This is a genomic window from Rhodococcus sp. JVH1, assembly GCF_000280725.2.
In the GTDB taxonomy this organism is placed as follows: Bacteria; Actinomycetota; Actinomycetes; order Mycobacteriales; family Mycobacteriaceae; genus Rhodococcus_F; species Rhodococcus_F jostii_A.
Genome location: NZ_CP166289.1, coordinates 2,369,549 through 2,396,492, shown reverse-complemented (window position 1 = coordinate 2,396,492; position 26,944 = coordinate 2,369,549). Strand labels below are relative to the sequence as shown.

The following is a 26,944-nucleotide window of genomic DNA, read 5'->3' as shown; positions in this document are numbered from 1 at the left end:
GGGGCCCAGTATCCATCGGCGGCATTGGGCCCGCAGTGCCCTGGACCCGGCGCGCCTCGCGGGCGGATACTCGAAAGAGTGCGTCCGTCCTGGTTGGGCGGGGCGAGGTCGAGTTCGAGTGTGCCCTGGACAAGGTGAAGGACCCGTTCCAGGGGCGGGAGAAACGCGCCGCCCCGCGGACGTCCGTGTTCCGGACGGCGGCGAACCGATTCCGCTCTCGGCGGCCCAGCGGGCCACGTGGTTCGCGCAGCAACTCGAACCGCAGGTCCCGATCTCCATCGCCCAGTACGTCGAGTTCCACGGTGTCCTCGACATCGACCTGCTCCGGCAGGAGACGGTGGAAGCGGCCCGCGAATTCGAATCACCCTTCCTCAAGGTGTACGACGTCGACGGCCGGCCGCTGCAGTACGTGGACCATCGGACGGACACGTCCATCGCGTACGTCGATTTCCGCGCGGACGAGGACCCGGTGGCGGCGGCACACGCATGGATGGAACGTGATTACGTCACACCGCTCGATCTGAGCGCCGACCGGCTGGTCGAGACGTCGATCCTGCAGACCGGTGACACGCACTTCCTGTGGTACAGCAGGATTCACCACGTTGCTCTCGACGGTTACGGGGCCATGACGATGCTGCGCCGCATCGCACACCGGTATTCTGCGAAAGTCGCGGGCCGCGAACCGGATCCGAACCGGGCGGTGAGCCTGCGGCAGTTGTACGACATCGACAGCCGGTACCGCGCCTCCGAGCGGTTCGTGACCGATCGGGAGTACTGGGCGGGCCGGGTCGCCGGGCTCGAGGGCACCACGCTGGCGCGGACGGCGGGGCAGGTGTCGGCCACCAGCACGGTGGAGAGTGCCGTCCTCTCGGACGACGTCGTGGCCGTTCTCGATTCCCGCGACAGTCTGTCGGCGGCGACGATCATCGCGGCCGCGGCGTGCTACCTGTCGCGACGTACCGGCAGAACCGATGTGCTGGTGACCATTCCGGTGTCGGCCCGCACCACGGCGGTGCTGCGCAATTCCGGGGGCATGCTCGTCAATGTGGCACCGATGCCCGTCAGCGTCCGGGCCGACGACACCGTCGCGGAGCTGATCGAGAAGGTGCAGCGTGAGCTGGTCGCCGCACTGCGACACCAGCGGTGCAGCCTCGACGACATCCGCCGCGACGCCGGCGACACCGCGACGACGGCACTGTACGGGCCGATGGTGAACGTAATGTTGTTCCGCCAGGAGGTCGCGCTCGGTTCGCTCCTCGGCGATTTCCACATCGTCACATCGGGTCCGGTCGAGGACCTGCTGATCAACGTGTATCAGAGCGGCACCCCCACCAGGATCTTCGTGGACTTCCGCGCGAACCCCAGCCGCTATGAGGACGCGGAACTGCGGGAACACCATCGGCATTTCGTCGAACTGCTCGAGGAACTGGCCACCGCAGACCCGGCCTCCCGGGTGGGCAGCATCCACGAGACCAGTTCCCGCGCCGGCGAACGACTTCTGCGCGAGGCGGCGGAAATCGACTACTGGCGCCGGCAGCTGGACGGGTTGCCCGACCTCCTGCCGTTGCCCACCGACCACCCGCGGCCCGCGAGGTTGTCGCAGGCGAGCGACCGGGTCACCGTGGTGGTGCCGGGGGAGTTGCACCGCCGCGCCGCCGCTCGGGCCGACGCCGCAGGCACCACCGGCCGCACGGTGTTCCTGACGGCCCTGTCGATCCTGTTGGGCAGGGTCACCGGTAGCAGCGACATCGCCGTCGGAACGGCCGTGGACGTGGGCGATCGCACGGACGTCGTGGTGGTGCGGTCGCGGTACGCGAGCGAGGTGTCGTGCCGCGACTATCTGTCGCACGTCCGGGACGTCGCCACCGAGGCGGCCGCGCACACCGGTGTTCCGTTCGACCGTCTGGTGCGGGAACTCGGCGTGTCGGTGTCGGACGCGTACGCACCGATCGTCCAGGTGCTGCTCGACACCCGCGCGCCCGGCGCCACGGGTTCTGCCGTCTCCGGCCTCGACCTATGCGTGACCGTGACCGAAGCGGCCGACGAGTCGGGCGATCCGGCGGGTGTCACCGTCGAATTCGGTTTCGCCGCAGACCTGTTCGACGCCCACACGATCCGGGTGGCCGCCGAGCGGTACCTCCGCATCCTCGACGCGATGGCGGCCGATCCGGAGGTTCCGGTCGGTGACATCGAGATCCTCTCCGCAGACGAACGTTCCGCGCTGACGCCGGTACGAGGACGGCCGGGCCGGTCCGAGCGCACCCTGCCCGACCTCTTCGCGGATGCCGCGGCACTGGATCCGGCGGCGACGGCGCTGTCGCGGCAGGGCGAGGAGTTGTCGTACCGCGAGCTGGACCGGTGGTCGACGCAGGTCGCGCGCATGCTGATCGACCGGGGGGTGGGGCCGGAATCGTTCGTCGCGCTGGCGCTCCCGCGTTCGTTCCGGTCGGTGGCGTCCGTGTGGGCCGTCGCGAAGACCGGGGCGGCCTTCGTTCCCGTGGATCCGAACTACCCGGCCGATCGGATCGACTACATGCTCGCCGATTCGGGTGTGGTGCTGGGCCTGACGGAGGAGGCGGCGCGCGGTCGCCTGCACGACTCGATTCCCTGGTGCGTGCTGGACGATCCCGATTTCCAGGCCGACTGCGCCGCCCGCTCCGGCCGTCCGCTGACCGACTCCGACCGCATCCAGCCCCTGCACCTCGACAATGCCGCGTACCTGATCTACACGTCCGGTTCGACGGGGCGGCCGAAGGGCGTCACCGTCACCCACCGCGGGCTCGACAACTTCGCTGCCGACCAGCAGGAGAGGTTCGGCGCCACGAGATCGTCCCGGACGCTGCACTTCTCGACCCCGAGTTTCGACGCGTCCGTGTTCGAATACCTGCAGGCGTTCGGGGTGGGCGCCACGATGGTGGTCGTGCCGCCGTCCGCGTACGGCGGCTCGGAACTGGCCGATCTGCTGAGGTCGGAACGCGTCACGCACGGCTTCGTCACCACCGCGGCGCTGGGCACGATCCCGCCGGATTCGCTGGGCGACTTCCTCGACGTGGTGGTGGGCGGTGAGGCCTGCCCGCCCGAACTGGTGGCCCGGTGGGCGCCGGACCGCAGGCTGCACAACGCGTACGGTCCCACCGAAACCACCATCATGGCGAACATCAGCGTACCGATGACCCCCGGCGACCCCATCACACTCGGCGGGCCGATCCGGGGCGCCGAGGAAGTGGTGCTCGACGCCCGGCTCCGTCCGGTACCCGTCGGCGTCCCGGGTGAGCTGTACATCGCCGGCGCCGGTGTGGCCCGGGGGTATCACCGGCGGCCCGGTCTCACCGCGGCACGGTTCGTCGCCGACCCGTACGGCCGGGGCCGGATGTACCGCACCGGTGACGTGGTGCGGTGGCGGCCCGACCACACCCTCGAATATTTGCGGCGCAGCGACTTCCAGGTCAAGGTGCGGGGTTTCCGCATCGAACTCGGCGAGATCGACGCGATGCTGCAGACGCATCCGGACGTGCGACTGGCCGTCACCATCGGCAGGCCGGGACCGTCCGGGGACACCGTCCTGGTCTCGTACGTCGTCCCGGCTCCGGGCAGGCCGATCGAGACGACGGAACTGCTGCGACAGGTTCGGAACCGGTTGCCGGCGTACATGGTTCCCTCGGTCGTCGTGGTGCTCGACGAGATCCCGCTGAACCCGGTCGGGAAGCTGGACCGCGCGGCACTGCCGGAACCGCGGTTCCTGTCCGCGGCCGCCGAGTTCAAGGCGCCTACCGACCCGGTCGAGGAGTCGATCGCCGAGGTCTTCACCGAGGTCCTCGGCGTCGAACGGATCAGTGTCGACGACAGCTTCTTCGACCTCGGCGGCAATTCTCTCGTGGCGACGCGGGTGATCGCGCGCGTCAACGCGGCACTCGGATCGGATGTGGGTGTGCGGGCGTTGTTCGAGGCGCCCACCGCCGAACTGCTGGCCGCGTACGTTCGGCGTGCGGGGACGGAATTCGTGGACCGTCCGCCCCTGGTCGTCGGGGAGCGGCCCGAGCGGATCCCGTTGTCGCTGGCGCAGCAACGGATGTGGTTCATCAACCAGTTCGACACGTCGTCGGTGGCGTACAACATCCCGATGGCCGTGCGCCTCACCGGACCGCTGGATGCGGACACGCTGCGGGCCGCGGTGGGCGATGTGATCGAGCGGCACGAGTCGTTGCGCACCGTGTATCCCGCGTCGACGGACGGGCCCTACCAGGTGGTGGTCGACACCGCGGACGTCGTCCCGGACCTCACCCCGCACGTCGACGGCGACGAGTCGCTGCACGAGAGGATCGCGACCCTCCTCGCGGGCGGATTCGACGTGAGCGCGAAGGTCCCGCTGCGCGCGGCGCTGTTGTGGACCGGCCCCGACGAACACGTGCTGGTGATCGTGGTGCATCACATCGCCGCCGACGGGGCGTCGCTCGCGCCGCTGGCCCGCGACCTGATGGTCGCGTACTCGTCGCGCCGGTCCGGGACGCCGCCGAGCTGGGAGCCGCTGCCCGTGCAGTACGCCGACTTCAGCGTGTGGCAGCGTCGCCTTCTCGGCAGTGCCGAGGACGCGGACAGTCTCATGTCCCGGCAACTGCAGTACTGGCGCGGTGTGCTCGCCGAACTGCCGGAGGTCAGCGCCCTGCCGCTCGACCGGAACAGGCCGCCCGCCCGCTCGCTCGAGGGTGCGACCGCGGCGTTCGCGATCGACGCGGGCCTGCACCGGCAACTGCTCCTCCTCGCGCGCGAGCACCAGGCGACGCTGTTCATGGTGATGCACGCGGCGCTGGCCGTGCTGCTGTCGAGGATGTCCGGTTCGGGTGACGTCGCCATCGGCACCCCGATCGCCGGTCGCGGTGAGGCGGCGCTGGACGACCTGGTCGGGATGTTCGTCAACACGCTGGTGCTGCGGACTCCGGTGGAGCCGGGTGAGGTGTTCACCGACGTACTGGCCCGGGCCCGCGACACGGACTTGGGTGCGTTCGGGCACACGGACGTTCCCTTCGAGAGCGTCGTCGACGAGCTGGCTCCAGGCAGGTCGACGTCCCACTCGCCGCTGTTCCAGGTGCTGCTCGAATTCCAGAACACCGTGCGCGCCCACCTCGAACTGCCGGGCCTGACCGTCGAGGCGGTCGACGTCGACCCGGGAGTCGCCAAGTTCGACCTGCAGCTGTCGCTCGCCGAATACCACGATGAGAAGGGCACCGCCGCAGGCATGGCCGCCGCGTTCCTGTATGCGACGGACGTGTTCGACCGGACGTCGGTGGAGGGGTTCGGGGAACGCTTCGTCCGGGTACTGCGGGCGGTGGTCGACGACCCGGCGGCGGTGGTGGGGGACATCCCGGTTCTCGGTGCGGTCGAGCGCGACCTGGTGCTGGACCGGTGGAACCGCGAGGGTGTCACCGCCGACGCGCAGACCGTGGTCGAGTTGTTCGCGCGGGTGGCCGCGTCGACCCCGGACGCCACCGCGGTCGTGTGCGGTGACGAGACGCTGACCTACGGCGAACTGGACGAGCAGGCGAACCGGTTGGCCCGGTTGCTGATCGCCGAGGGGGTGGGAACCGAGTCGCTGGTCGCGGTGATGGTGGATCGCACACCTGCCCTCGTGGTGACGTTGCTGGCGGTGCTCGCCGCCGGTGGCGGGTACGTGCCGGTCGACACCAGCTATCCCGCCGAGCGGGTGGCGGCGATGTTCGACGACGCACGACCCGTCTGCGCCGTGGTGAGCGCCGAATTCGCGTCGCTGGCACCGGCCGGAATCCCGGTGGTGGCGATCGACGATCCGGCGACGGCCGGTGCGATGGCCGAACTGTCCGGGTTGCCGGTCACCGACTCGGATCGGTTGCGGCCGCTGTGGGCCGACGCCGTCGCGTACGTCATCTTCACGTCGGGGTCGACCGGGCGACCAAAAGGCGTCCAGGTGTCGCACCGGTGCGTCGACACGCTGCTCGCCAACACCCGGGAATTGTTCGGGTTCGACTCGTCCGACGTGTGGACGCTGTTCCACTCGTACGCTTTCGACTTCTCCGTCTGGGAACTGTGGGGTGCGCTCGTCCACGGTGGCCGGCTGGTGCTGGTCGACTACTTCACCGCACGGTCGCCGGACACGTTCCTCGAACTGTTGCGCCGGGAACGGGTGACGGTGCTGAACCAGACCCCGACGGCGTTCTACCAGCTGACGGAGGCCGATCGCGCGGCGAACGCCGTCGAGGACGCCGGCGGATCGCCACTGTCGTTGCGGCACGTGATCTTCGGCGGCGAAGCCCTCGACGTCGGGCAACTGGAGCGGTGGTACACCCGGCACGACGACCGGGCCCCCGTGCTGGTGAACATGTACGGCATCACCGAGACCACGGTGCACGTCAGCTTCCTCGCCCTCGACCGCGCGCTGGCGGCGTCCGTGCCGGGCTCGGTGATCGGCGGCGGACTCCCCGGTCTACGGGTCTACGTCCTCGACGGCCGGTTGCATCCGGTACCGCCCGGGGTGGTGGGCGAGCTGTACGTGTCCGGCGACCAGGTGACCCGCGGCTACATCGGCAGGCAGGGTCTGACCTCGACGCGTTTCGTCGCCGACCCGTTCGACCACCACCGGGCGGGGGCGCGCATGTACCGCTCGGGCGACGTCGTGAAGTGGGGTGCGTGCGGCCGGCTCGAGTACATGGGGCGCAGCGACTTCCAGGTGCAGTTGCGCGGATTCCGGGTGGAACTCGGCGAAGTGGAGGCGGCCCTGGCCGCGTGTGCCGGGGTCGCGCAGTCGGTGGTCGTGGTGCGCGGCGACGACCGGGACGGTGACCGGCTGGTGGGTTACGTGGTCCCGGAGACGGGTGCGGATGTCGACGCGGCGGCGGTTCTCGACGCGGTCGGGGAGAGCGTTCCGTCGTACATGGTGCCGGCTGCGGTCGTGGTGATCGACGCGCTGCCCCTGACGGTGAACGGCAAGCTCGACCGGAAAGCCCTGCCCGAAGCGGACTTCGGCACGTCGACGCTGGGTTTCGTCGCCCCGCGCAACCCGGTGGAGGAGATCGTCGCCGCCGTGTTCGCCGATCTGCTCGGCAGCGTCCGGGTGGGGGCGAACGACAGCTTCTTCGCACTCGGCGGGAACTCGCTGACCGCGACCCGGCTCGTCGCCCGCGTCAACGCCGCGGTCGGCAACCGTTTGGGCGTGCGGGACGTGTTCGACGCCCCGACCGTTGCCGGATTGGCCGCCCGGGCCGAGGCCGGGGACTCCCGCCCGGAATCCCGGCCGGCGCCGGCGCCGCGGGATCCGTCGCGGGAGGTCCCCGTCTCGCTCGCACAGCAGCGGATGTGGTTCATCAACCAGTTCGACACGGCCAGTGCGGCGTACAACGTCGCAATCGCGCTGCGCCTCTCCGGCACCCTCGACGCGCAGGCGCTGGACGCGGCCGTCGCCGACGTCGTCGAGCGCCACGAGTCCCTCCGCACCGTCTTTCCCCTCACCGACAACGGTCCGCGGCAGGTGATCCTCCCGGCAGAGAAGGTGGCGCCCCCACTCACACCGCACGCCGTCGCGTCGGCGGACCTCGACGCGGAACTCCACCGCCTGCTCTCCGCCGGGTTCGACGTGACGACGGAGGCGCCGGTGCGGGCCCGGCTGTTCGGAGTGAACGAGCACGAGCACGTGCTGGCCGTGGTCGTCCATCACGTCGCGGCGGACGGCTTCTCGATGGTTCCGCTCGCCCGCGACGTCCTGTCGGCGTACACCGCCCGGTGCCGCGGCGCCGCACCCGACTGGACCCCGCTTCCCGTGCAGTACGCCGATTACACACTGTGGCAACGAGACTGGCTCGGCGACGAAGACGACGACGGTTCGCCTCTCGCCCGCCAGCTCGACTACTGGACCGCGACGCTGGCCGACCTTCCGGATGTGCTGGAACTGCCGACGGACCGGCCCCGCCCGGCCGCCCGCACCCTTGGCGCGGGCCGCGTCGAGTTCGACATCGACCCGGACCTCCACCGGAGCGTCGTGCAACTCGCACGCAGGCACGGATCGACCGTGTTCATGGCACTGCACTCCGCGCTGACGGTCCTGCTGTCGCGGCTGAGTGCGTCGGACGACATCGCCGTGGGCACACCCATCGCGGGCCGCGGCGAGGCCGAGCTCGACGACCTGGTCGGGATGTTCGTGAACACCCTCGTGCTCCGCACCCCCGTCGACGGCGCCCGCACGTTCGCCGAGCTGCTCGCGCAGGTCCGCGAGGCCGATCTGGGGGCGTTCACGCACGCGGACGTCCCGTTCGAGCGTGTCGTGGAGAGCCTGCGGCCCTCCCGTTCGACGGCGTACTCACCGCTGTTCCAGGTGATGCTGGAATTCCAGAACACCGAGCGCCCCGAGTTGGAACTGCCGGGCCTCCATGTCGAACCCCTCGACCTCGCGTTCGACACGATCAATTTCGACCTCCAGCTGACGCTGCGGGAGAATGTCGACGCCGACGGTCATCCCGCGGGGATCAGCGCGGCGCTGGGGTACGCCACCGACATCTTCGACGCGGACACGGTGACCGCGTTCGCCGAGCGCCTGGTCCGGATCCTGAGCGCCGTCACCGAATCGCCGGACGCTCCGGTCGGCGACGTCGACGTCCTCGGCGCCGGCGAGCGGGCCGCACTGACGTCCGCGAGCGGAGGCCCCGGCGTGGCCGCGCGGACACTGCCGCAGATGCTGACGGCCGCCGCAGCCGCGGACCCGGCCGCCGTGGCGCTGGTCTCCGACGGACGTCAGGTGTCCTACCGTGATCTCGACGAGTGGTCGAACAGGCTCGCCCGGCTCCTGATCGAGCGGGGCGTCGGCCCGGAACAGGTGGTGGCTCTGGCACTGCCGCGGTCGATCGAATCCGTGCTGGCCGTCTGGTCGGTGGCCAAGACCGGGGCCGCGTTCCTGCCGGTCGACCCGAACCATCCGGCCGAGCGCATCGAGTACATGCTCGGCGACTCGGGCGCCGTCGCCGGTCTCACCACGGCCGCGCTGCGGTCGGCCCTTCCCGCGTCGATTCCGTGGCTGGTGCCGGGCGACCCCGGGACCGAGGCCGAGTTGGCACTGCTCCCGGCGGCGGCGGTGACCGACACCGACCGAACGTCGGCGTTGCACGTGGACCACCCCGCGTACGTGATCTACACGTCGGGATCGACGGGCAGGCCGAAGGGTGTGGTGACCACGCACCGCGGCCTGGCGAATTTCGCTGCGACGGAGCAGAACACGTTCGGTACCACCGCGGCGTCCCGGACCCTGCACTTCGCGTCGCCGAGCTTCGACGCCTCCGTGCTCGAGCTGATGCTGGCGATCGGGCCGGGCGCGACGATGGTGATCGCGTCCCCATCCGTCTACGGCGGCGACGAGCTGGCGGAACTGCTGCTGCGCGAGCGGGTCACGCACTGCTTCGTCACCCCGGCGGCGCTCGCCTCGGTCGATCCCGCCGGCCTGGAGAGCGTGCAGTGCGTCGTGACCGGCGGCGAGACGTGCCCGCCGGAACTTGTGGCCCGCTGGGCACCGGGCCGGGCCATGTTCGACGCGTACGGTCCGACCGAGTCGACCGTCGTGTCGAGCATCAGCACCCCGCTGGCACCGGGCGAACCGGTCACGATCGGCGCGCCGACGCTCGGGTTCACCGCGGCGGTCCTCGATCAGCGGCTGCATCCCGTACCGGCGGGGGTCGCGGGGGAGCTGTACCTCGCAGGACCGGCGCTCGCGCGCGGCTATCACGGCCGATACCCGCTCACCGCGGAACGCTTCGTGGCCAACCCCTTCGGGCCGCCGGGCAGCCGGATGTACCGGACCGGCGACCTCGTGCGCTGGACGGCGGACGGGCAACTCGACTACCTCGGGCGCACCGACTTCCAGGTGAAGATCCGCGGATTCCGGATCGAGCTGGGCGAGGTCGAGTCGGCGCTGCTCGCACACGGCGACGTGGCGGCGGCGGTCGCCGACGTGCGCCGGGACGAACGCTCGGGCGACCGGCTGATCGGATACGTGGTCCCCGAACCCGGAGCGGACATCGACCCGGGCGAGGTCCTGCAGTTCGCGGGCACGCGGCTCGCGTCGTACATGGTGCCCGCCGCCGTCGTGGTGATCGCGGCGCTCCCGGTGACGGTCCACGGCAAGCTCGACCGGAAGGCGCTGCCGGAACCGGACTTCGGTGTCGTCGTCACCGACAGTCGTCCGCCGCGCACCGAGACGGAGGCGTTGCTCGCCGGCCTGTTCCGGGACGTGCTGGGACTCGGGTCGGTGGGTATGGACGATTCGTTCTTCGCGCTGGGCGGCGACAGCATCATGTCGATCCAGCTGGTGGCCCGCGCGAAGGCGGCGGGTCTGATCCTCTCCCCGCGGGACGTGTTCGAGCGCAGGACCGTCGCCGGTCTCGCCGAGGTGGCCCACTACGAGCGCGCGGATGCCGTGGTGCTGGAGGAACTGCCCGGCGCCGGCGTCGGCCCGGTTCCGCTGACACCCGTCGTCGCGTGGATGCTGGGGCGCAGCGGCGGCCGGCTGAACCGGTTCTCTCAGGCCGTGCTGGTCACCGCGCCGCCCCGGCTCACCCGCGACGATCTCGCCGCCGCCGTCGACGCGGTGCTGGACCGTCACGACATGCTCCGCGCGCGGCTCGCCGTCGACGAGTCGGGGCAGTGGGCCATGACGGTGCTGCCGACCGGATCGGTGCCTGCCGATGCGCTGATCCATCACGTGCCCGTGACGTCGTTCGACGCCGGCGACTTCGATGCGGTGGCGAGAGCGGAACTGAACGCGGCGGCGGACCGCCTGGACCCGGCCTCGGCCAGCATGGTGCAGGTGCTCTGGTTCGACGGTCCCGGCGGGCAGGGGCGGTTGCTGCTGGTCGCGCATCATCTCGTGGTCGACGGCGTGTCGTGGCGGATCCTGATCGCGGATCTGGCGGCGGCCCACGCTCGCGCCGCCGAGGGTCTGCCCGCCGCGCTGCCTGCCGTGGGGACGTCGATGCGGCGGTGGTCGCACGGACTCACCGATGCCGCGGCGGCCCGTCGCACCGAAGCGGGGCGGTGGCAGTCGATCCTGGACGGCCCCGACCCGCTCCTCGGCTTCCGGCCCCTGGATCCGGCCGTCGACGTCGATGCCACGACGGGCCGCGTCAGCGTCGACGTCCCCCCACCCGTCACCGAGGCACTCCTCACCACACTGCCCGCCGCGTTCCACGGCACCGTCGGCGACGGCCTCCTCACCGCGCTCACAATGGCGATGATTCGGTGGCGGCGGCACCGCGGGGTCGAGACGGCCGACGTGCTGATCAACCTCGAGGGTCACGGCCGCGAAGACCACGTCGTGCCCGGCGCCGACCTGTCCCGGACCGTCGGGTGGTTCACCACCCTGTTCCCGGCGCGACTCGACCTCACCGGCATCGGCATCGACGCCGCCCTCGCCGGCGACGACGCGGCCGGGACCGCGATCAAGGCGATCAAGGAACAACTCCTCGCCATCCCCGATCACGGCATCGGTTACGGGATCCTGCGGTACCTGGATCCGGTCGGCTCGGAGGCACTGCGCCGATTCCGGCCACCGCAGGTGAGTTTCAACTACCTCGGCCGGGTGGCGACGAGCGGGGGCGACGTGTCCTGGCTGCCCGTCGCGGGCAGCGGGGACCTCGGCGGAACCCAGAACTACGACATGCCCGCCGCCTGGGTCGTGGACGTCAACGCCGCCACCACCGTCCGGGACGGCGCACCGGTACTCACGGCGACGTGGTCCTACCCCACCGGTGTGCTGGCCGCCGAGGACGTGGAAGAGCTGTCCGCGCTGTGGGTTCGGGGACTCACAGCCCTGGCCGAGCACGCGAGCCGTCCGGGCGCAGGCGGGCTGACGCCGTCCGATCTCGATCTGGTGTCCGTCGGGCAGGCAGACATCGACCGGTTCGAGAGCGCCTACCCGGACCTCGCCGACATCTGGCCGCTGTCACCGTTGCAGGCCGGTCTGCTGTTCCACGCGCAGCTGTCCGAACATCGCCTCGACGCGTATCAGGTGCAACTGGTCCTCGACCTGCGCGGCACCGTCGACTCCGCCAGGCTCCGCCGCGCCGCACAGGGCCTGCTCGACCGGCATGCGAACCTCCGGGTGGCGTTCGCCGACACCGGTGCCGGACCCGTCCAGGTGGTACTCGCCGGGGCGACCGCGCCGTGGACCGACGTCGACCTGTCGGATCTCGCCGACACCCGGATCGCCGCGGAGGCGGAGGCACTCGTCGCGGCAGACCGCGCCGTCCCGTTCGAGATGTCCGAGGCGCCGCTGCTCCGATTCACGTTGCTGCGCACCGCACCCGACCGGTACCGGCTGGTCGTGACCCATCACCACATCCTCCTCGACGGATGGTCGACGCCCCTGGTCATCAAGGACCTGCTGATCCTCTACGCCACGGACGGCGACACGACGGCCCTTCCCCGCGTCACGTCCTACCGCGACTACCTGCAGTGGATCGGCGCGCAGGACCACGAACGCTCCACGGCCGCCTGGGTATCCGCCCTCGCCGGCTCGGACGAACCGACATTCGTGGCCCCCGCGGCGCGCGGCGAGCAGAGCTTCGCCGAACCCGAGGACGTGCGCCTCGACGTGGGCGAGGAGAAGACCCGGGCGCTCGAGGCACTTGCACGGGAGCACGGACTGACGATGAACACCCTCGTCCAGGTGGCGTGGGGGTTGGTGCTGACCACACTCGGCACGCGCGAGGACGTGGTTTTCGGAGCCACGGTGTCCGGCCGCCCACCGGGCGTCGCCGGCATCGAGTCGATGGTGGGGCTGTTCATCAACACGGTGCCCGTCCGGCTGCGCCTGCGCCGCGAGGAGACGCTCGCAGAACTGCTGCAGCGCTTCCAGCGTGAACAGTCGGCCCTGCTCGATCACCACTACGTGGGCCTCACGGAGATCCAGCGCGCCGTCGGGGAAGGCGCCGCCTTCGACACGCTGACCGTGTTCGAGTCCTATCCGGTGGACCGCATGGGATTGTCGGAAGACACCGACATCGACGGCATGCACGTCGCCGGGATCGAGGGGATCGACTCCACCCACTATCCGTTCACCCTGATGGCGCACGTCGACACCGGACTGCACCTGCGCTTGCGGTACCAGCCGAACGTCTTCCGGAGCGAGTTCGCGGAGTCGGTGGCGGCCCGCGTCGCGCGCGTCGTGCAGATCCTGCTGTCGGACATCGAGACACCCATCGCCCACCTCACCCTGCTGTCGGAGGCCGAACTCCAGGAGTACACGGCGGTGTCCGGGGCCCCCGCCGGGCCGCCGAAGACCCTGCCCGAGATCCTCACGGCGTCGGCGGGGAACCGGCCGGAGGCGGCCGCGCTCGTCTGCGACGGACGCGAGACCAGTTACCGCGAGCTCGACGAGCGGTCGAGTGCGCTGGCCCGGGTCCTCATCGAACGCGGTGCCGGGCCGGAGACGTTCGTGGCGCTCGGGTTGCCCCGATCGCGGGAATCGGTGCTGGCGGTGTGGGCGGTCGCGAAGGCGGGCGCGGCGTTCGTGCCCGTCGACCCGAACTATCCCGCCGATCGCATCGAACACATGCTGGCCGATTCCGGTGCGGCACTGGGTGTGACGACGTCGGCCCACCGGCACCGTTTGCCGGGCTCGGTGCCGTGGCTGGTGCTGGACGATGCTGCCTTCGACCGCACGTGGGCCGCCGCATCGCCGGTCCGCGTCACCGATCTGGACCGCCGGTCGGTGCTCGACGTCGACCACGCCGCGTACGCGATCTACACGTCCGGGTCCACCGGCAGGCCGAAGGGCGTCGTCGTCACCCACCGCGGTCTGGCGAACCTGCTCACCGAGCAGACCGAGCACTACACCGTTTCACCCGACTCCCGGTGCCTGCACATCTGTTCACCCAGTTTCGACGTGGCGATACTCGAACTCGTCCAGTCGTGTGCCGCCGGGGCGACGCTCGTGATCGCTCCCCCCGACGTCTACGGCGGGGCGGAACTGGCGGCGCTGCTGCGGCGCGAACGCGTCACCCACGCCTGCATCACCCCGGCCGTCCTGGCCACCGTCGAGCGCGACGGCATCGAGCACCTCGAGGCGCTCGTCGTGGCCGGCGACGCCGTCGGCGACGAACTGGTCGCCGCGTGGGGTGCGGATCGGGCGATGTTCAACGGGTACGGCCCCACCGAGGCCACCATTCTCACCACCTTCAGCCGGCCGATGAGACCGGGCGAGCCGGTCACGATCGGGGGGCCCGTCCGCGGCATCGCGCTGTCGGTCCTCGACGCCCGGTTGCAGCCCGTCCCGGCCGGGGTGCCCGGCGAGTTGTACATCGCGGGACCGGCGCTGGCCCGCGGATATCACCGGCGGCCCGCTCTCACCGCGGAGCGGTTCGTCGCCGACCCCTACGGCGGTGGCCGGATGTACCGCACGGGTGACGTCGTGCGGTGGTCTCGTGACCACACCCTCGAGTACCTCGGGCGCAGCGACTTCCAGGTGAAGATCCGCGGTCAGCGTGTCGAACTGGGCGAGATCGATTCCGTTCTCACCACCCACCCGCACCTCGACTTCGCCGCGACCCTCGGCAGGCCGGGACCGCTGGGGGACACGGCGCTGGTGTCGTACGTGCTGCCGCACGACGGCGAGGAGGTGGCGGCGCCGGACGTGCTCGCGTTCGCGGGCCGGATCCTGCCCAAGTACATGGTGCCCGCCGCGGTGGTCGTCCTCGACGAGATTCCGCTGACCCCCGTCGGCAAGCTCGACCGGAAGGCTCTGCCCGCACCGGAATTCACGTCGGCGACCATCGGGTACCGGGCGCCCACCACTCCGGTCGAGGAGGCTGTCGCGCAGGTGTTCGCCGACGTGCTCGGCGCTCCGCGCGTCGGTGCGGACGACAGCTTCTTCGAACTGGGCGGCGACTCGCTCAGTGCCACCCGGGCGGTCGCCCGCATCAACTCCGCCCTCGACGCCGGGATCGGCGTGGCCGCGCTGTTCGACGCGCCGGTCGTCGCCGATCTCGCAGTCCGGATCGACTCGGCCGTAACGGCGGCCACCCCGTCGGTGGCACTCGCCGCACGACCGCGCCCCGACCGGATCCCGTTGTCGCTGGCGCAGCAACGCATGTGGTTCGTCAACCAGTTCGACACGTCGTCGCCCGCCTACAACATCCCGATCGCTCTGCGACTGACCGGAGTCCTCGATCACGCGGCCCTGCTCGCGGCGGTCGGCGACGTCGTCGCGCGGCACGAATCGCTCCGCACAGTGTTTCCCGGGTCGGTCGACGGACCGCACCAGGTGATCGTCGATGCCGGGCGGGCCACCCCCCGCCTCGATCCGGTGGCCGTCGCCGGTGACCGCGCACTGCGGGACGCCCTCGCAGCCCTGGTCGGCGCCGGTTTCGACGTCAGCGACGAGATCCCGTTCCGCGCAAGGCTGTTCGAGCTGGAACCCGAGCAGCACGTCCTCGCCATCGTCGTGCACCACATCGCGGCCGACGGCTTCTCCATGATGCCGCTGGCCCGTGACGTCATGCTCGCGTACACCGCCCGGACCGTGGGGGAGACGCCCGGCTGGACCCCGCTGCCGGTGCAGTACGCCGACTACAGCGTGTGGCAGCGGGACTTCCTCGGTGCGGTGGACGATCCGGACTCGGTGCTGTCGAGGCAACTGGGCTACTGGACGGACACCCTGTCCGGTGCGCCCGAGGTGCTGCAGATCCCGGTAGACCGGCCGCGCCCCGTCCAGCGGTCCTACCGCGGGGACGTCGTCGAGTTCGACGTGCCTGCCCGGCTGCACCGTGCGTTGAACACGATCGCGGCCCAGCACAATTCGACACTGTTCATGGCGGTCCACGCGGCCTTCGCCGTCCTGCTGTCCCGGTTGTCGGGCACGGACGACGTCACGATGGGAACGCCCGTCGCCGGTCGCGGGCAGGCGGTGCTCGACGACGTGGTGGGCATGTTCGTCAACACGCTCGTCCTGCGGACGGTGGTGGATCCGCGGGCATCGTTCGGTGAGGTACTGACCGCGGTGCGAGCGGCGGACCTCGGTGCGTTCGAGCACGCGGACATCCCGTTCGAGCGGCTGGTCGACCATCTCGCCCCCGAACGGTCCACGTCGCACACCCCACTGTTCCAGGTGCTCATCGAGTTCCGGAACGCGGAGGGCACCCACCTCGAACTGCCCGGACTCACCGTCGATTCGCTCGACGTGGACCTGGGCGTCGCGAAGTTCGACCTGGAACTGAGTCTCGCCGAACAGATCGACAGGGACGGCGCGCCCGCCGGACTCGCTGCCGGACTGCGGTTCGCGACGGACGTGCTCGATCGCGACACCGTGGCCCGATTCGGGGAACGGTTCCTCCGGGTGCTCGAGTCGGTCGCCGCGGCCACGGAGCTTCCCGTGGGCGACATCGAGATCCTGGACACCGCGGAGCGGGACCTGGTGCTGCCGCCGTTCGCCGAGCCCCCGGCCCCGGACGCGACCCTGGCGGAACTCTTCGAGCGGGCCGCTCAGCGATCCCGCCACGCGACGGCCGTCGTGTGCGAAGGCGTCTCGCTCACCTACGACGAGCTGGACACCCGGGCGAATCGCCTGGCGCGGTTGCTGATCGCGCGGGGCGCCGGCCCCGAGACCCTGGTGGCCGTCGCCGCCGCGCGGTCGGTGGAGCTGGTGGTGGCGCTGCTCGCGGTGGTGAAGTCGGGTGCCGGCTACGTGCCCGTGGATGTGACGTACCCGGCGGAGCGGCTCGCGTTCGTGTTCGCCGACGCCCGGCCGGTGTGTGTGCTGACCACCGAGGCCGAATCCGACGCGGTCCGGGCGAGCGGGGTCCCGCTCCTGCTCGTGGACAGCGCGGAAACGGTGGCCGAACTCGACCGTACGTCGCCGCTGCCGGTCACCGACGGCGACCGGACCGGGCCGCTGCGCCCGGACTCGGTGGCGTACGTCATCTACACCTCCGGCTCGACGGGGCAGCCGAAAGGCGTTCAGGTGGCGCACCGCAACGTCGTCACCCTGTTCGCGAACACGCAGCCGCTGTTCCGGTTCGATGCCTGCGACGTGTGGACCATGTTCCACTCGGCGGCGTTCGACTTCTCCGTGTGGGAACTGTGGGGTGCGCTGCTCCACGGCGGCCGGCTGGTGGTGGTCGACTACTTCACGACCCGCTCACCCGACATGTTCCTGCGACTGCTGCGGGACGAGAACGTCACCGTCCTGAATCAGACCCCCACCGCCTTCTACCAGCTTGCCGAGGCGGACCGGGTCGCCGGCGCCACCGAACTGTCCCTCCGCGTCGTCGTGTTCGGCGGCGAGGCCCTCGACCTGGGGCAGCTCACCCGCTGGTACGCGCGACACGTTGACACCGCCCCGGCGCTGGTGAACATGTATGGCATCACGGAAACCACCGTGCACGTCAGCCACCTGCCGCTGGACGCGGAACTCGCCGCGTCCGCGTCGGCCTCCGTGATCGGCCGGGCACTGCCCGGACTGCGCGTGTACGTGCTCGACTCCCGTCTGCACCCGGTGCCGCCGGGAGTGGTCGGGGAACTCTACGTGTCGGGCCCGCAGGTGTCCCGGGGCTATCTCGGACGGTTCGCGCTCACGTCGACCCGGTTCGTGGCCGACCCGCACACCCCCGGGTCGCGGATGTACCGGTCCGGCGACCTCGGCCGGTGGAACGCGGACGGTCAGCTGGAATATCTGGGCCGCAACGATTTCCAGGTTCAGGTCAAGGGCTTCCGCATCGAGCTCGGCGAGGTGGAGTCGGCGCTGCTCGCCTGCGAAGGAGTGGCGCAGTCGGTGGTGCTGGCGCGACGCGAACGACTGGTGGGCTACGTGGTGCCCGAGGCGGGCCGGGTGCTGGATCCGGCCGGAATCGTCGACGCGGTCGCCGGCCGGCTGGCGGCGCACATGGTGCCCGCGGCCGTGGTGGTGCTCGACGCCCTGCCTCTCACCGTGAACGGCAAACTCGACCGCAGGGCGCTGCCCGAACCGGACTTCGGACGGCAGGTGTCGCTCGGCCGCGCACCGGCGACGGAAACGGAGCGGATCCTCGCCGGCCTGTTCGCCGAGGTGCTCGGCCTCGAATCGGTGGGCGTCGACGATTCGTTCTTCGCGGTCGGTGGCGACTCCATCATGTCGATTCAGCTCGTCACCCGGGCGAAGGCGTCCGGGGTGGTGATCACCCCGCGGGACGTGTTCGAACGCAAGACGGTTGCCGCACTCGCGGAGGTCGCGACCGCGGGAGAGGAGGTGGTCACGCTGGAGGAGTTGCCCGGCGGCGGCGTCGGCGAATTCCCCCTCATGCCGATCGTGCACTGGATGCTGGGCAGGGGCGGCGATTTCCGCCGGTACTCGCAGGCCGCGCTGATCACCACCCCCGCCGCACTGGACGAGGACGCGCTGACTGCGGCGCTGCAGGCCGTCCTGGACCGGCACGACATGCTGCGCGCCCGGCTGTACCGGAGCGACCGGGCCGAGCGCGGTGCGGCGATGGCGGTCGCGCCGCCCGGCTGGGTGCGGGCGACCGCGGTGGTGCGCACGGTGTCACTCGACCCCGCGGACTCGTTCACCGTGGCCGCGTCCCGCGAACTGGACGCCGCCGCGGACCGGCTCGACCCGGAGTCGGGTGTGATGGTGCAGGCGGTGTGGTTCGCGAGCAGTGCGACACCGGCAGCCCCGGGCCGGCTGCTGATCGTCGCCCATCACGTGGTGGTCGACGGGGTGTCGTGGCGCATCCTCGTCCCCGACCTCGCCCTCGCCTGCGCCCAGGTGCTGTCGGGTGAGCCGCCGAGCCTGCCCGGCACCGGCACGTCGATGCGCCGGTGGGCGCACGCCCTCACGGATGTGGCGCAGGAGCCCTCTCGCACAGCCGAACTCGACCTGTGGCGGCAGGTGCTCGACACCCCCGACCCACCGCTCGGGTCGCGGGCCCTCACCGCAGCCGACGTCCAGACCTCCGACGTCGAGGTCCGGATTCCCGTCGCGGTGACCGAGGCCCTGCTGACGACGCTGCCCCAGGCCTTCCACGGGAGTGTCGGCGACGGACTGCTGACGGCGCTGGCGTTGGCGCTCGTCCGCTGGCGCCGGGCGCGGGGCATCGAGTCGTCCGGCGCGTTGGTGAATCTCGAGGGGCACGGTCGTGAGGAGCAGGTGGTTCCGGGCGCCGATCTCGCCCGCACCGTCGGCTGGTTCACCACGATCTTCCCGGTGGGCCTCGACCTGAGCGGCGTGGACATCGACGACGCATTCGCAGCCGGCCCCGCTGCCGGGGTCGCGGTCAAGGCGGTGAAGGAGCGGTTGCAGTCGATCCCCGACCACGGCATCGGGTTCGGGCTGCTCCGTTACCTCGACGCCGAGACGGCTCCGGAACTCGCGGCCCTGCCGGGCGCGCAGGTGAGCTTCAACTACCTCGGCAGGCTCGGTTCGGGTTCCGCTCCGGACGGCGACTGGACGCCGGTCTCCGACGAGGGCCTCGCCGCCGCCGCGCACTCCGGGCTGCCCGCGGCGGCCGTCGTCGACGTGAACGCCAGGACCACCGACACCGCCGCCGGTCCCGCACTCACCGCCACGTGGTCGTTCCCCGTCGGGGTGATCGCCGCCGACAACGTCGGCGAACTGGCCAGCCTGTGGGCCGACGCGCTCGAGGCCCTCACCGCGCACGCCCGGTCCGGTGGCGGCGGATTCACCCCGTCCGACCTGAACCTCGTCCGGCTCGGCCAGAGCGCGATCGACGACCTCGAGCGCCGCTACCCGGCGATGACCGACGTCTGGCCGCTGTCGCCGCTGCAGGCGGGCATGCTGTTCCACGCCGAACTGGCCGACGAATCGGTGGACGCCTACCTCGTCCAGCTGATTCTCGACCTCGGCGGCGACGTCGATGCCGCACGACTGCGCCGGGCCGCCGCCGCACTCCTCGACCGTCACCCGAACCTGCGCAGCGCGTTCTGTCACGACGCCGAGGGCGGGGCCGTGCAGGTGGTCTCGGGCCGGGTTGCCGTGCCCTGGCGGGAGAACGACCTGAGCGGACTGGACGAGGACGCGGCAGCCGCCGAGATCGAGCGACTGCTGGCCGCCGACCGGACCACCCCCTTCGACATGGCCACCGCACCACTGATCCGATTCCTGCTGGTGCGGACGGCCGGCGGCCGCTGCCGACTGGTGTCGACGAACCACCACATCCTCCTCGACGGCTGGTCGATGCCGCTGATGATCCGGGAACTGCTCACGCTGTACGCCACGGATGCCGACCCGTCGCCGCTGGCGCGCGTGCGGGACTACCGCGACTACCTGCTGTGGATGAGCGGGCGCGACACCGACGTGTCCGCGCGGGCCTGGGCGGACGCCCTCGCGGGGGTCGAGGAACCGACGCTGCTGGTGCCTGCCGACCGGGCTCGGCAGCTGTCGACCGTGTCGCGGGAGTGGGTGTTCGATCTCGACGAGGACCGGACCGACCGGCTCCGCGAATCCGCGCGGGCGCGCGGGCTCACCCTCAACAGCATTCTGCAGACGGCATGGGGCATCGTGCTGGCGATGCTCACCGGACGCGACGACGTCGTGTTCGGCGCCACCGTCTCCGGCCGGCCGCCGGAACTCTCCGGCATCGAGACGATGATCGGGCTGTTCATCAACACCGTTCCGGTGCGCGTCACGCTGCGCCCGGAGGAGACACTCGGCGCGTTGCTGGAGCGGGTGCAGGCCGAGCAGGCGGCGATGCTCGATCACCACTACACGGGTCTCGCCGAGATCCAGGACGCCGCGGGTCCCGGCGTCGGGTTCGACACCCTCACCGTGTTCGAGTCGTATCCGGTGGACCGGGCGGGGCTGTCGGAAGACACCGACATCGCCGGGCTCCGCGTGACCGGCGTGGATGCCCGCGACGCCGCCCACTACCCGCTGAGTCTCGTCGCGTCGGCGGCGGCGAGCCTGCACCTGAAGTTCGAGTACGTGCCCGACCTGTTCGCCCCCGGCGCGATCGAGGACATCGCCGAGCGGGTGGTGCGGGTGCTCGACGCCTGCACCGGACCCGACGTGCCGCTGGCCCGGCTGTCGCTGCTCACCGAGCGGGAACGCGCGGAACTGGTACCGGTCCGCGGTGGTCCCGCCGGCTCCGTCCGTACGCTCCCGCAGATCTTCACGGACGCCGTCGCGGTCGACCCGGATGCGGTCGCCCTGTCGTCCGGCGACGTCGAGGTGTCCTACCGGGAGCTGGACGAGCGGTCCAACCGGCTCGCCCGTGCTCTGATCGCCCGCGGACTCGGACCGGAAACATCGGTGGCCGTGGGTATCCCGCGCTCGATCGAGTCGGTGCTGTGCGTCTGGGCGGTGGCCAGGATCGGGGCCGTGTTCGTGCCCGTCGACCCGAACTATCCGGGCGAGCGCATCACGCACATGCTCACCGACTCGGAGTGCGCACTCGGGCTCACGACGTCCGAGCATCGCGCCCGTCTGCCCGAGAACATCGGCTGGCTCGTTCTCGACGACCCCGCGTTCGCCGCCGAGTGCGCGGCCGCATCCTCGGCACCGGTCGACGACGGCGACCGCACGGCACCGGTCACCCTCGACACGGCCGCGTATCTCGTCTACACGTCGGGGTCCACCGGCAGGCCGAAGGGCGTGACCGTGACGCACCGCGGTCTCGACAATTTCGCGCGCGACCAACTCGCCCGCTTCGGGGCGGATCCCGGGTCCAGGACGCTGCACTTCTCGACACCGAGCTTCGACGGATCCGTATTCGAATATCTGCAGGCGTTCGGTGCGGCGGCGACGATGGTGATCGTGCCGACCACCGTCTTCGGCGGCGACGAACTCGCCCAGCTGATCCGGGACCGGCACGTCACGCACGCATTCGTCACCACGGCGGCGCTCGCATCCCTCGACCCGGCGGGGCTGGATCACTTCACCGACGTCGCCGTCGGCGGCGAGGCCTGCCCGCCCGAACTCGTGTCCCGGTGGGCGCCGGGGCGCCGGTTGTACAACGCGTACGGGCCGACCGAGACCACGGTCATGTCCAACATCAGCGATCCCCTGACCCCGGGGGACCGCATCACCATCGGCGGACCGATCCGCGGTGTCACGGAGCTGGTGCTGGATTCCCGGTTGCAGCCCGTTCCGGCCGGGGTTCCGGGGGAGTTGTACCTCGCCGGTGCAGGACTGGCGCGCGGCTACCACCGGCGCCCCGGGCTGACGGCGGAGCGGTTCGTCGCCGACCCCGCCGAGGCCGGGCAACGGATGTACCGCACCGGCGACATCGTGCGCTGGACCCCCGAGCGCACCATCGAGTACCTCGGCCGCAGCGACTTCCAGGTGAAGGTGCGCGGGTTCCGCATCGAGCTCGGCGAGATCGACACCACCCTCACGGCCGACCCCGACGTCCGGTTCGCGGTCACGGTCGCCTACCGCGGTCCGGCCGGGGACACACTCCTCGCGTCGTACGTCGTGCCCGCACCCGAGCATGCCCTCGACACCGAGACGATCACCCGCCGTCTCGCGGGCAGACTGCCCTCCCACATGGTGCCGTCCTCGATCACGGTGCTGGACGAGATCCCGCTGAACGCCGTCGGCAAGTTCGACCGCAAAGCCCTGCCCGCACCACGATTCGACGTCGGCGCGCGCGAATACCGGGCACCCGCCGATCCGGTCGAGGAGACGGTGGCCGAGGTCTTCGCGGAGGTCCTCGGACTCGCCCGGGTGAGCGCGGATGCGGGATTCTTCGACCTCGGCGGCAACTCGCTGAGCGCCACCCGTGCCGTGGCCCGCCTGCGCGCCACACTCGACACCGACATCGGCGTGCGGGCGTTGTTCGAGGCGCCCACCGTCGAGGCATTCGCCGCGCGCATCGAGCACGCGGGAGCGGGTCCCTCCGGCCGTCCCGCCCTCACCGCCGGAGCCCGTCCCGACCGCATCCCGCTGTCCTACGCCCAGCAACGCATGTGGTTCATCAACCAGTTCGACACGAGTTCGCCCGCCTACAACATCCCGATGGTGGTGCGGCTCACCGGCGACCTCGACGTGGATGCGCTGACCGCCGCCGTCACGGACGTCGTGACCCGGCACGAGTCGTTGCGCACCCGCTTCCCGCTCCGCGACGGCGAACCAGTCCAGGAGATCCTCGCGCCCACCGCCCCGATGCTCGCGCCGACCGCGGTCGCGGACGACAGTCGGCTCCGGGAAGAACTCACCCGGCTCGTGACGGCCGGCTTCGACGTCGCCCAAGCCGTCCCGCTGCGCGTCGCCCTGTTCTCCCTGGACCCGACGGACCACGTGCTCGCCGTCGTGGTCCACCACATCTCGGCCGACGGCTTCTCCATGGCACCGCTGGTGCGGGATGTGATGGTCGCGTACGAATCCCGCGTCCACGGCCGCACTCCCGGATGGACGCCGCTGCCGGTCCAGTACGCCGACTACACACTGTGGCAACGCAGGCTGCTGGGTTCGGAGGACGACCCCGGGTCGCTGATCTCGCGGCAACTGGCCTACTGGGAGTCGGCGCTGGCCGGGCTGCCCGAACTCCTCGAACTGCCTGCCGACCGCCGGCGTCCCGCACAGCAGTCGTTCCGCGGCGAGCGGGTGCGCTTCGCGATCGACCCGGGCCTGCACGAGCGGATCCGGAAGGCGGCGCGAGAGCACCGGTCCACCGAGTTCATGATCGTGCACGCGGCACTCGCCGTGCTGCTCGGCCGGCTCGGCGGCACCGGGGACGTGGCGATCGGCACCCCGATCGCCGGCCGCGGCGAGGCGGCGCTCGACGACCTCGTCGGCATGTTCGTCGGCACGCTGGCCCTGCGCACCCCGGTGGAGGCGGGACAGCCGTTCCGTGACCTGCTTGCGCGGGTCCGCGACGCCGATCTCGGCGCCTTCGCGCACGCCGACCTGCCTTTCGAACGGGTGGTGGACGCCGTCGGACCGGTGCGGTCGACCGCCCACTCGCCGTTGTTCCAGGTGTCCCTCGAATTCCAGAACACCGAGAATCCCGCCCTGCGGTTGCCGGGGCTGACCGTCGAGGGGCTCGATCCCGACCTCGCCGTCGTGAAGGTGGACCTCGAGGTGATCCTCGACGAGCGGTTCGCCGCCGACGGCAGCGCGGCGGGCATGGTGGGTGCGATCGACTACGCGACCGACCTGTTCGACGCCGACACGGTGCGCGGGTTCGCGGAACGGTTCGTGCGCATCCTCGGCACCGTCACCGCGGAACCCGGTGTTCCGGTCGGCGACATCGAGATCCTCGGCACCGACGAAGTCGCGGCGCTCACCCCGGCGCGTGGCGCATCCGACGCCCCGAATGTCCTGCTGCCGGAACTGCTGTCGGCCGCGGTCGAACGAGACCGGGGCGCCGACGCGGTGTCCTACCGGGGCCGGACGATCGGCTACCGCGAACTGGACGAGGCGTCGAACCGGCTGGCGCGCCGCCTGATCGAGGACGGTGCGGGTCCGGGAACCACTGTCGCGCTGAGCCTGCCGCGCTCGATCGAATCGGTGCTGTCGGTGTGGGCGGTCGCTCGGACGGGCGCCGCGTTCCTGCCGGTCGACCCCGGGTATCCACTCGACCGCATCGAGCACATGCTCACCGATTCCGGGGCGGTGTCCGGGGTGACCCTGCGGGCACACCGGGATCAGCTGCCCGGCACCGTGAACTGGATCGTGCTCGACGACGCCGAAGACGAGGAACGGATCCGGCTGCAGTCGCCTGCCCCCGTCACCGACGCGGACCGGACGGCACCGCTGCACGAAGCACATCCCGCGTACCTCATATACACGTCCGGATCCACGGGCGTCCCCAAGGGAGTGGCCGTCACACACCGTGGGCTGGCGAACCTCGCCGCGGAGGAGCGCGACCGCCTCGCCGTCACACCCGGCGCCCGGGTGCTGCACTTCGCGTCGCCGAGTTTCGACGCGTCCGTGTTCGAACTGGTCATGGCATTCTGCGCGGGAGCGACGCTGGTGATCGCCCCGCCGACGATCTACGGCGGCACCGAACTGGCCGCACTGCTGAGCGACGAGCGGGTGTCCCACGGATTCGTCACCCCGACCGCACTGGCGTCGATGGACCCCCTCGGCTTCGAGTCGCTGCGGATGCTGGTCGTGGCCGGTGAAGCCTGTCCACCCGAACTCGTCGCCCGGTGGGCGCCCGGCCGCCGGATGTTCAACGCCTACGGGCCGACCGAGACGACGATCATGTCGAACATCAGCGACGCGCTGGTGCCGGGCGAGCCGATCACGCTCGGCGCACCCACCCGCGGCGTCTCCGAGGTCGTGCTGGATTCGCGGCTGCGCCCGGTGCCGGTCGGTGTGGTCGGTGAGCTGTACGTGTCGGGACGCGCTCTGGCGTCCGGGTATCACCGTCGGCCCGGTCTGACGGCGTCCCGTTTCGTGGCCGCCCCCTGGGGTCCCCCGGGCGAGCGGATGTACCGCACGGGAGACGTGGTGCGGTGGCGCCGGGACGGCACCCTCGAGTACGTCGGGCGCAGCGACTTCCAGGTGAAGATCCGCGGGTTCCGCATCGAACCCGGCGAGATCGACGCCGTACTCACCGATCATCCGGACGTCGGGTTCGCCGTCACCATCGGCCGTGCAGGGCCCGCCGGGGAACCGCTGCTCGTCTCGTATGTCCGGCCGATCGGCGGCGCGGACGTCGACACCGCGGAACTCACCCGTCTCGTCGGGGAGCGTCTGCCCGCCCACATGGTGCCCGCCGCGATCGTCGTCCTCGAACAGATTCCGCTGACGCCGGTGGGCAAGCTGGATCGCACCGCACTGCCCGCACCCGAGTTCCTGTCGGGCGCCGCCTTCCGGTTGCCGGCGAACGACCTCGAGGCGGCGATCGTGGACGTCTTCGCCGAGGTGCTCGAGCTCGACCGGGTGGGGGCCGAGGACAACTTCTTCGAGAGAAGCGGCAACTCCCTGCTCGCGACGAAGGTGATCGCCGCCCTGCAGGAGAGGCTCGGTCGGAAGATCCCGCTGCAATGGATGTTCCTCGATCCCACCCCGGCCGGCCTCGCTCGCAGGATCGCAGTGCCGTCGGCAGAGAGCGGGGTGACGGAGGCGCTGGGGGTGGTCATCCCGCTGCGAACCGAGGGCACCGGACGACCGCTGTTCTGCGTCCACCCGGGAATCGGGCTCTCCTGGGGATATGCGGGCCTCGTCCGGTATCTGCCCGCCGACCGCCGCGCGTACGGACTGCAGTTGCCCACGATCAGCGGAGACGGCGACTACCGGTCGATCGAACAACTCGCGCACCGGTACGTCGAGGAGATGAAGGCCATCCAGCCGGAGGGACCGTACGACCTGCTCGGCTGGTCGCTGGGCGGGGTCATCGCCCACGCGATGGCCGTCGAACTCCAGCATGCAGGCGACGACGTCGCCTCCCTCACCGTCATGGACAGCTATCCCGACAACGGCGAGGATCCGCTGTTCGGGAAGCTCGACATGCGGGATCTGCTCCGCGGCCTTGGGCTCGTCGTCGCCACCGACGGCGACCTCACGTACGATCGCGCGGCGCAACTGCTGAACGAATCGTGGGGCAGTGACACCGGACTGCGCGGAGAACACCTCGAGCGCATCAACGCCGGATACGAGAATTCGCGAAACCTCGTCCACCGGTTCGAGCCGCAGGTCTACGACGGCGAACTGCTGATCTTCCCCGCGACCGGCGACGACGACGGCACCACGCGCGCCCGGTCGGCGGACGAGTGGCGGCCGCTCGTGACCGGTCGAATCGTGGAGCACCGGGTGGACTGCGGGCACAACGACATGATCGAGCCGCAGTCCCTCGCCGTCATCGGGCCGGTGCTGTCGAGGTATCTCGAGGCCGGTCGCACCCGGCGCCGCGACGACCGAATCCGCTGAACGGGGCCGTGCCGCTGTGCAACGATGGGGTCTGTGCGCCCTGTGGACGGCGAACGAATTTTCTGGGGGACGGCGAAAAGTTACCGCCTCCCGCATTCGCGAGCCAGGATACGGACGCGGTCACGC

At 70.9% G+C, this 26,944-nt stretch carries 1 protein-coding gene; it reads left to right on the top strand.

Annotated elements, in window-relative coordinates; translation table 11 throughout:
* The first annotated feature begins 118 nt into the window (after positions 1-118).
* A complete protein-coding gene (locus JVH1_RS10795) occupies positions 119-26,818 on the top strand; it encodes a non-ribosomal peptide synthase/polyketide synthase (protein WP_009478135.1) in 26,700 nt (8,899 codons plus the stop codon).
* Positions 26,819-26,944: the final 126 nt, after the last annotated feature.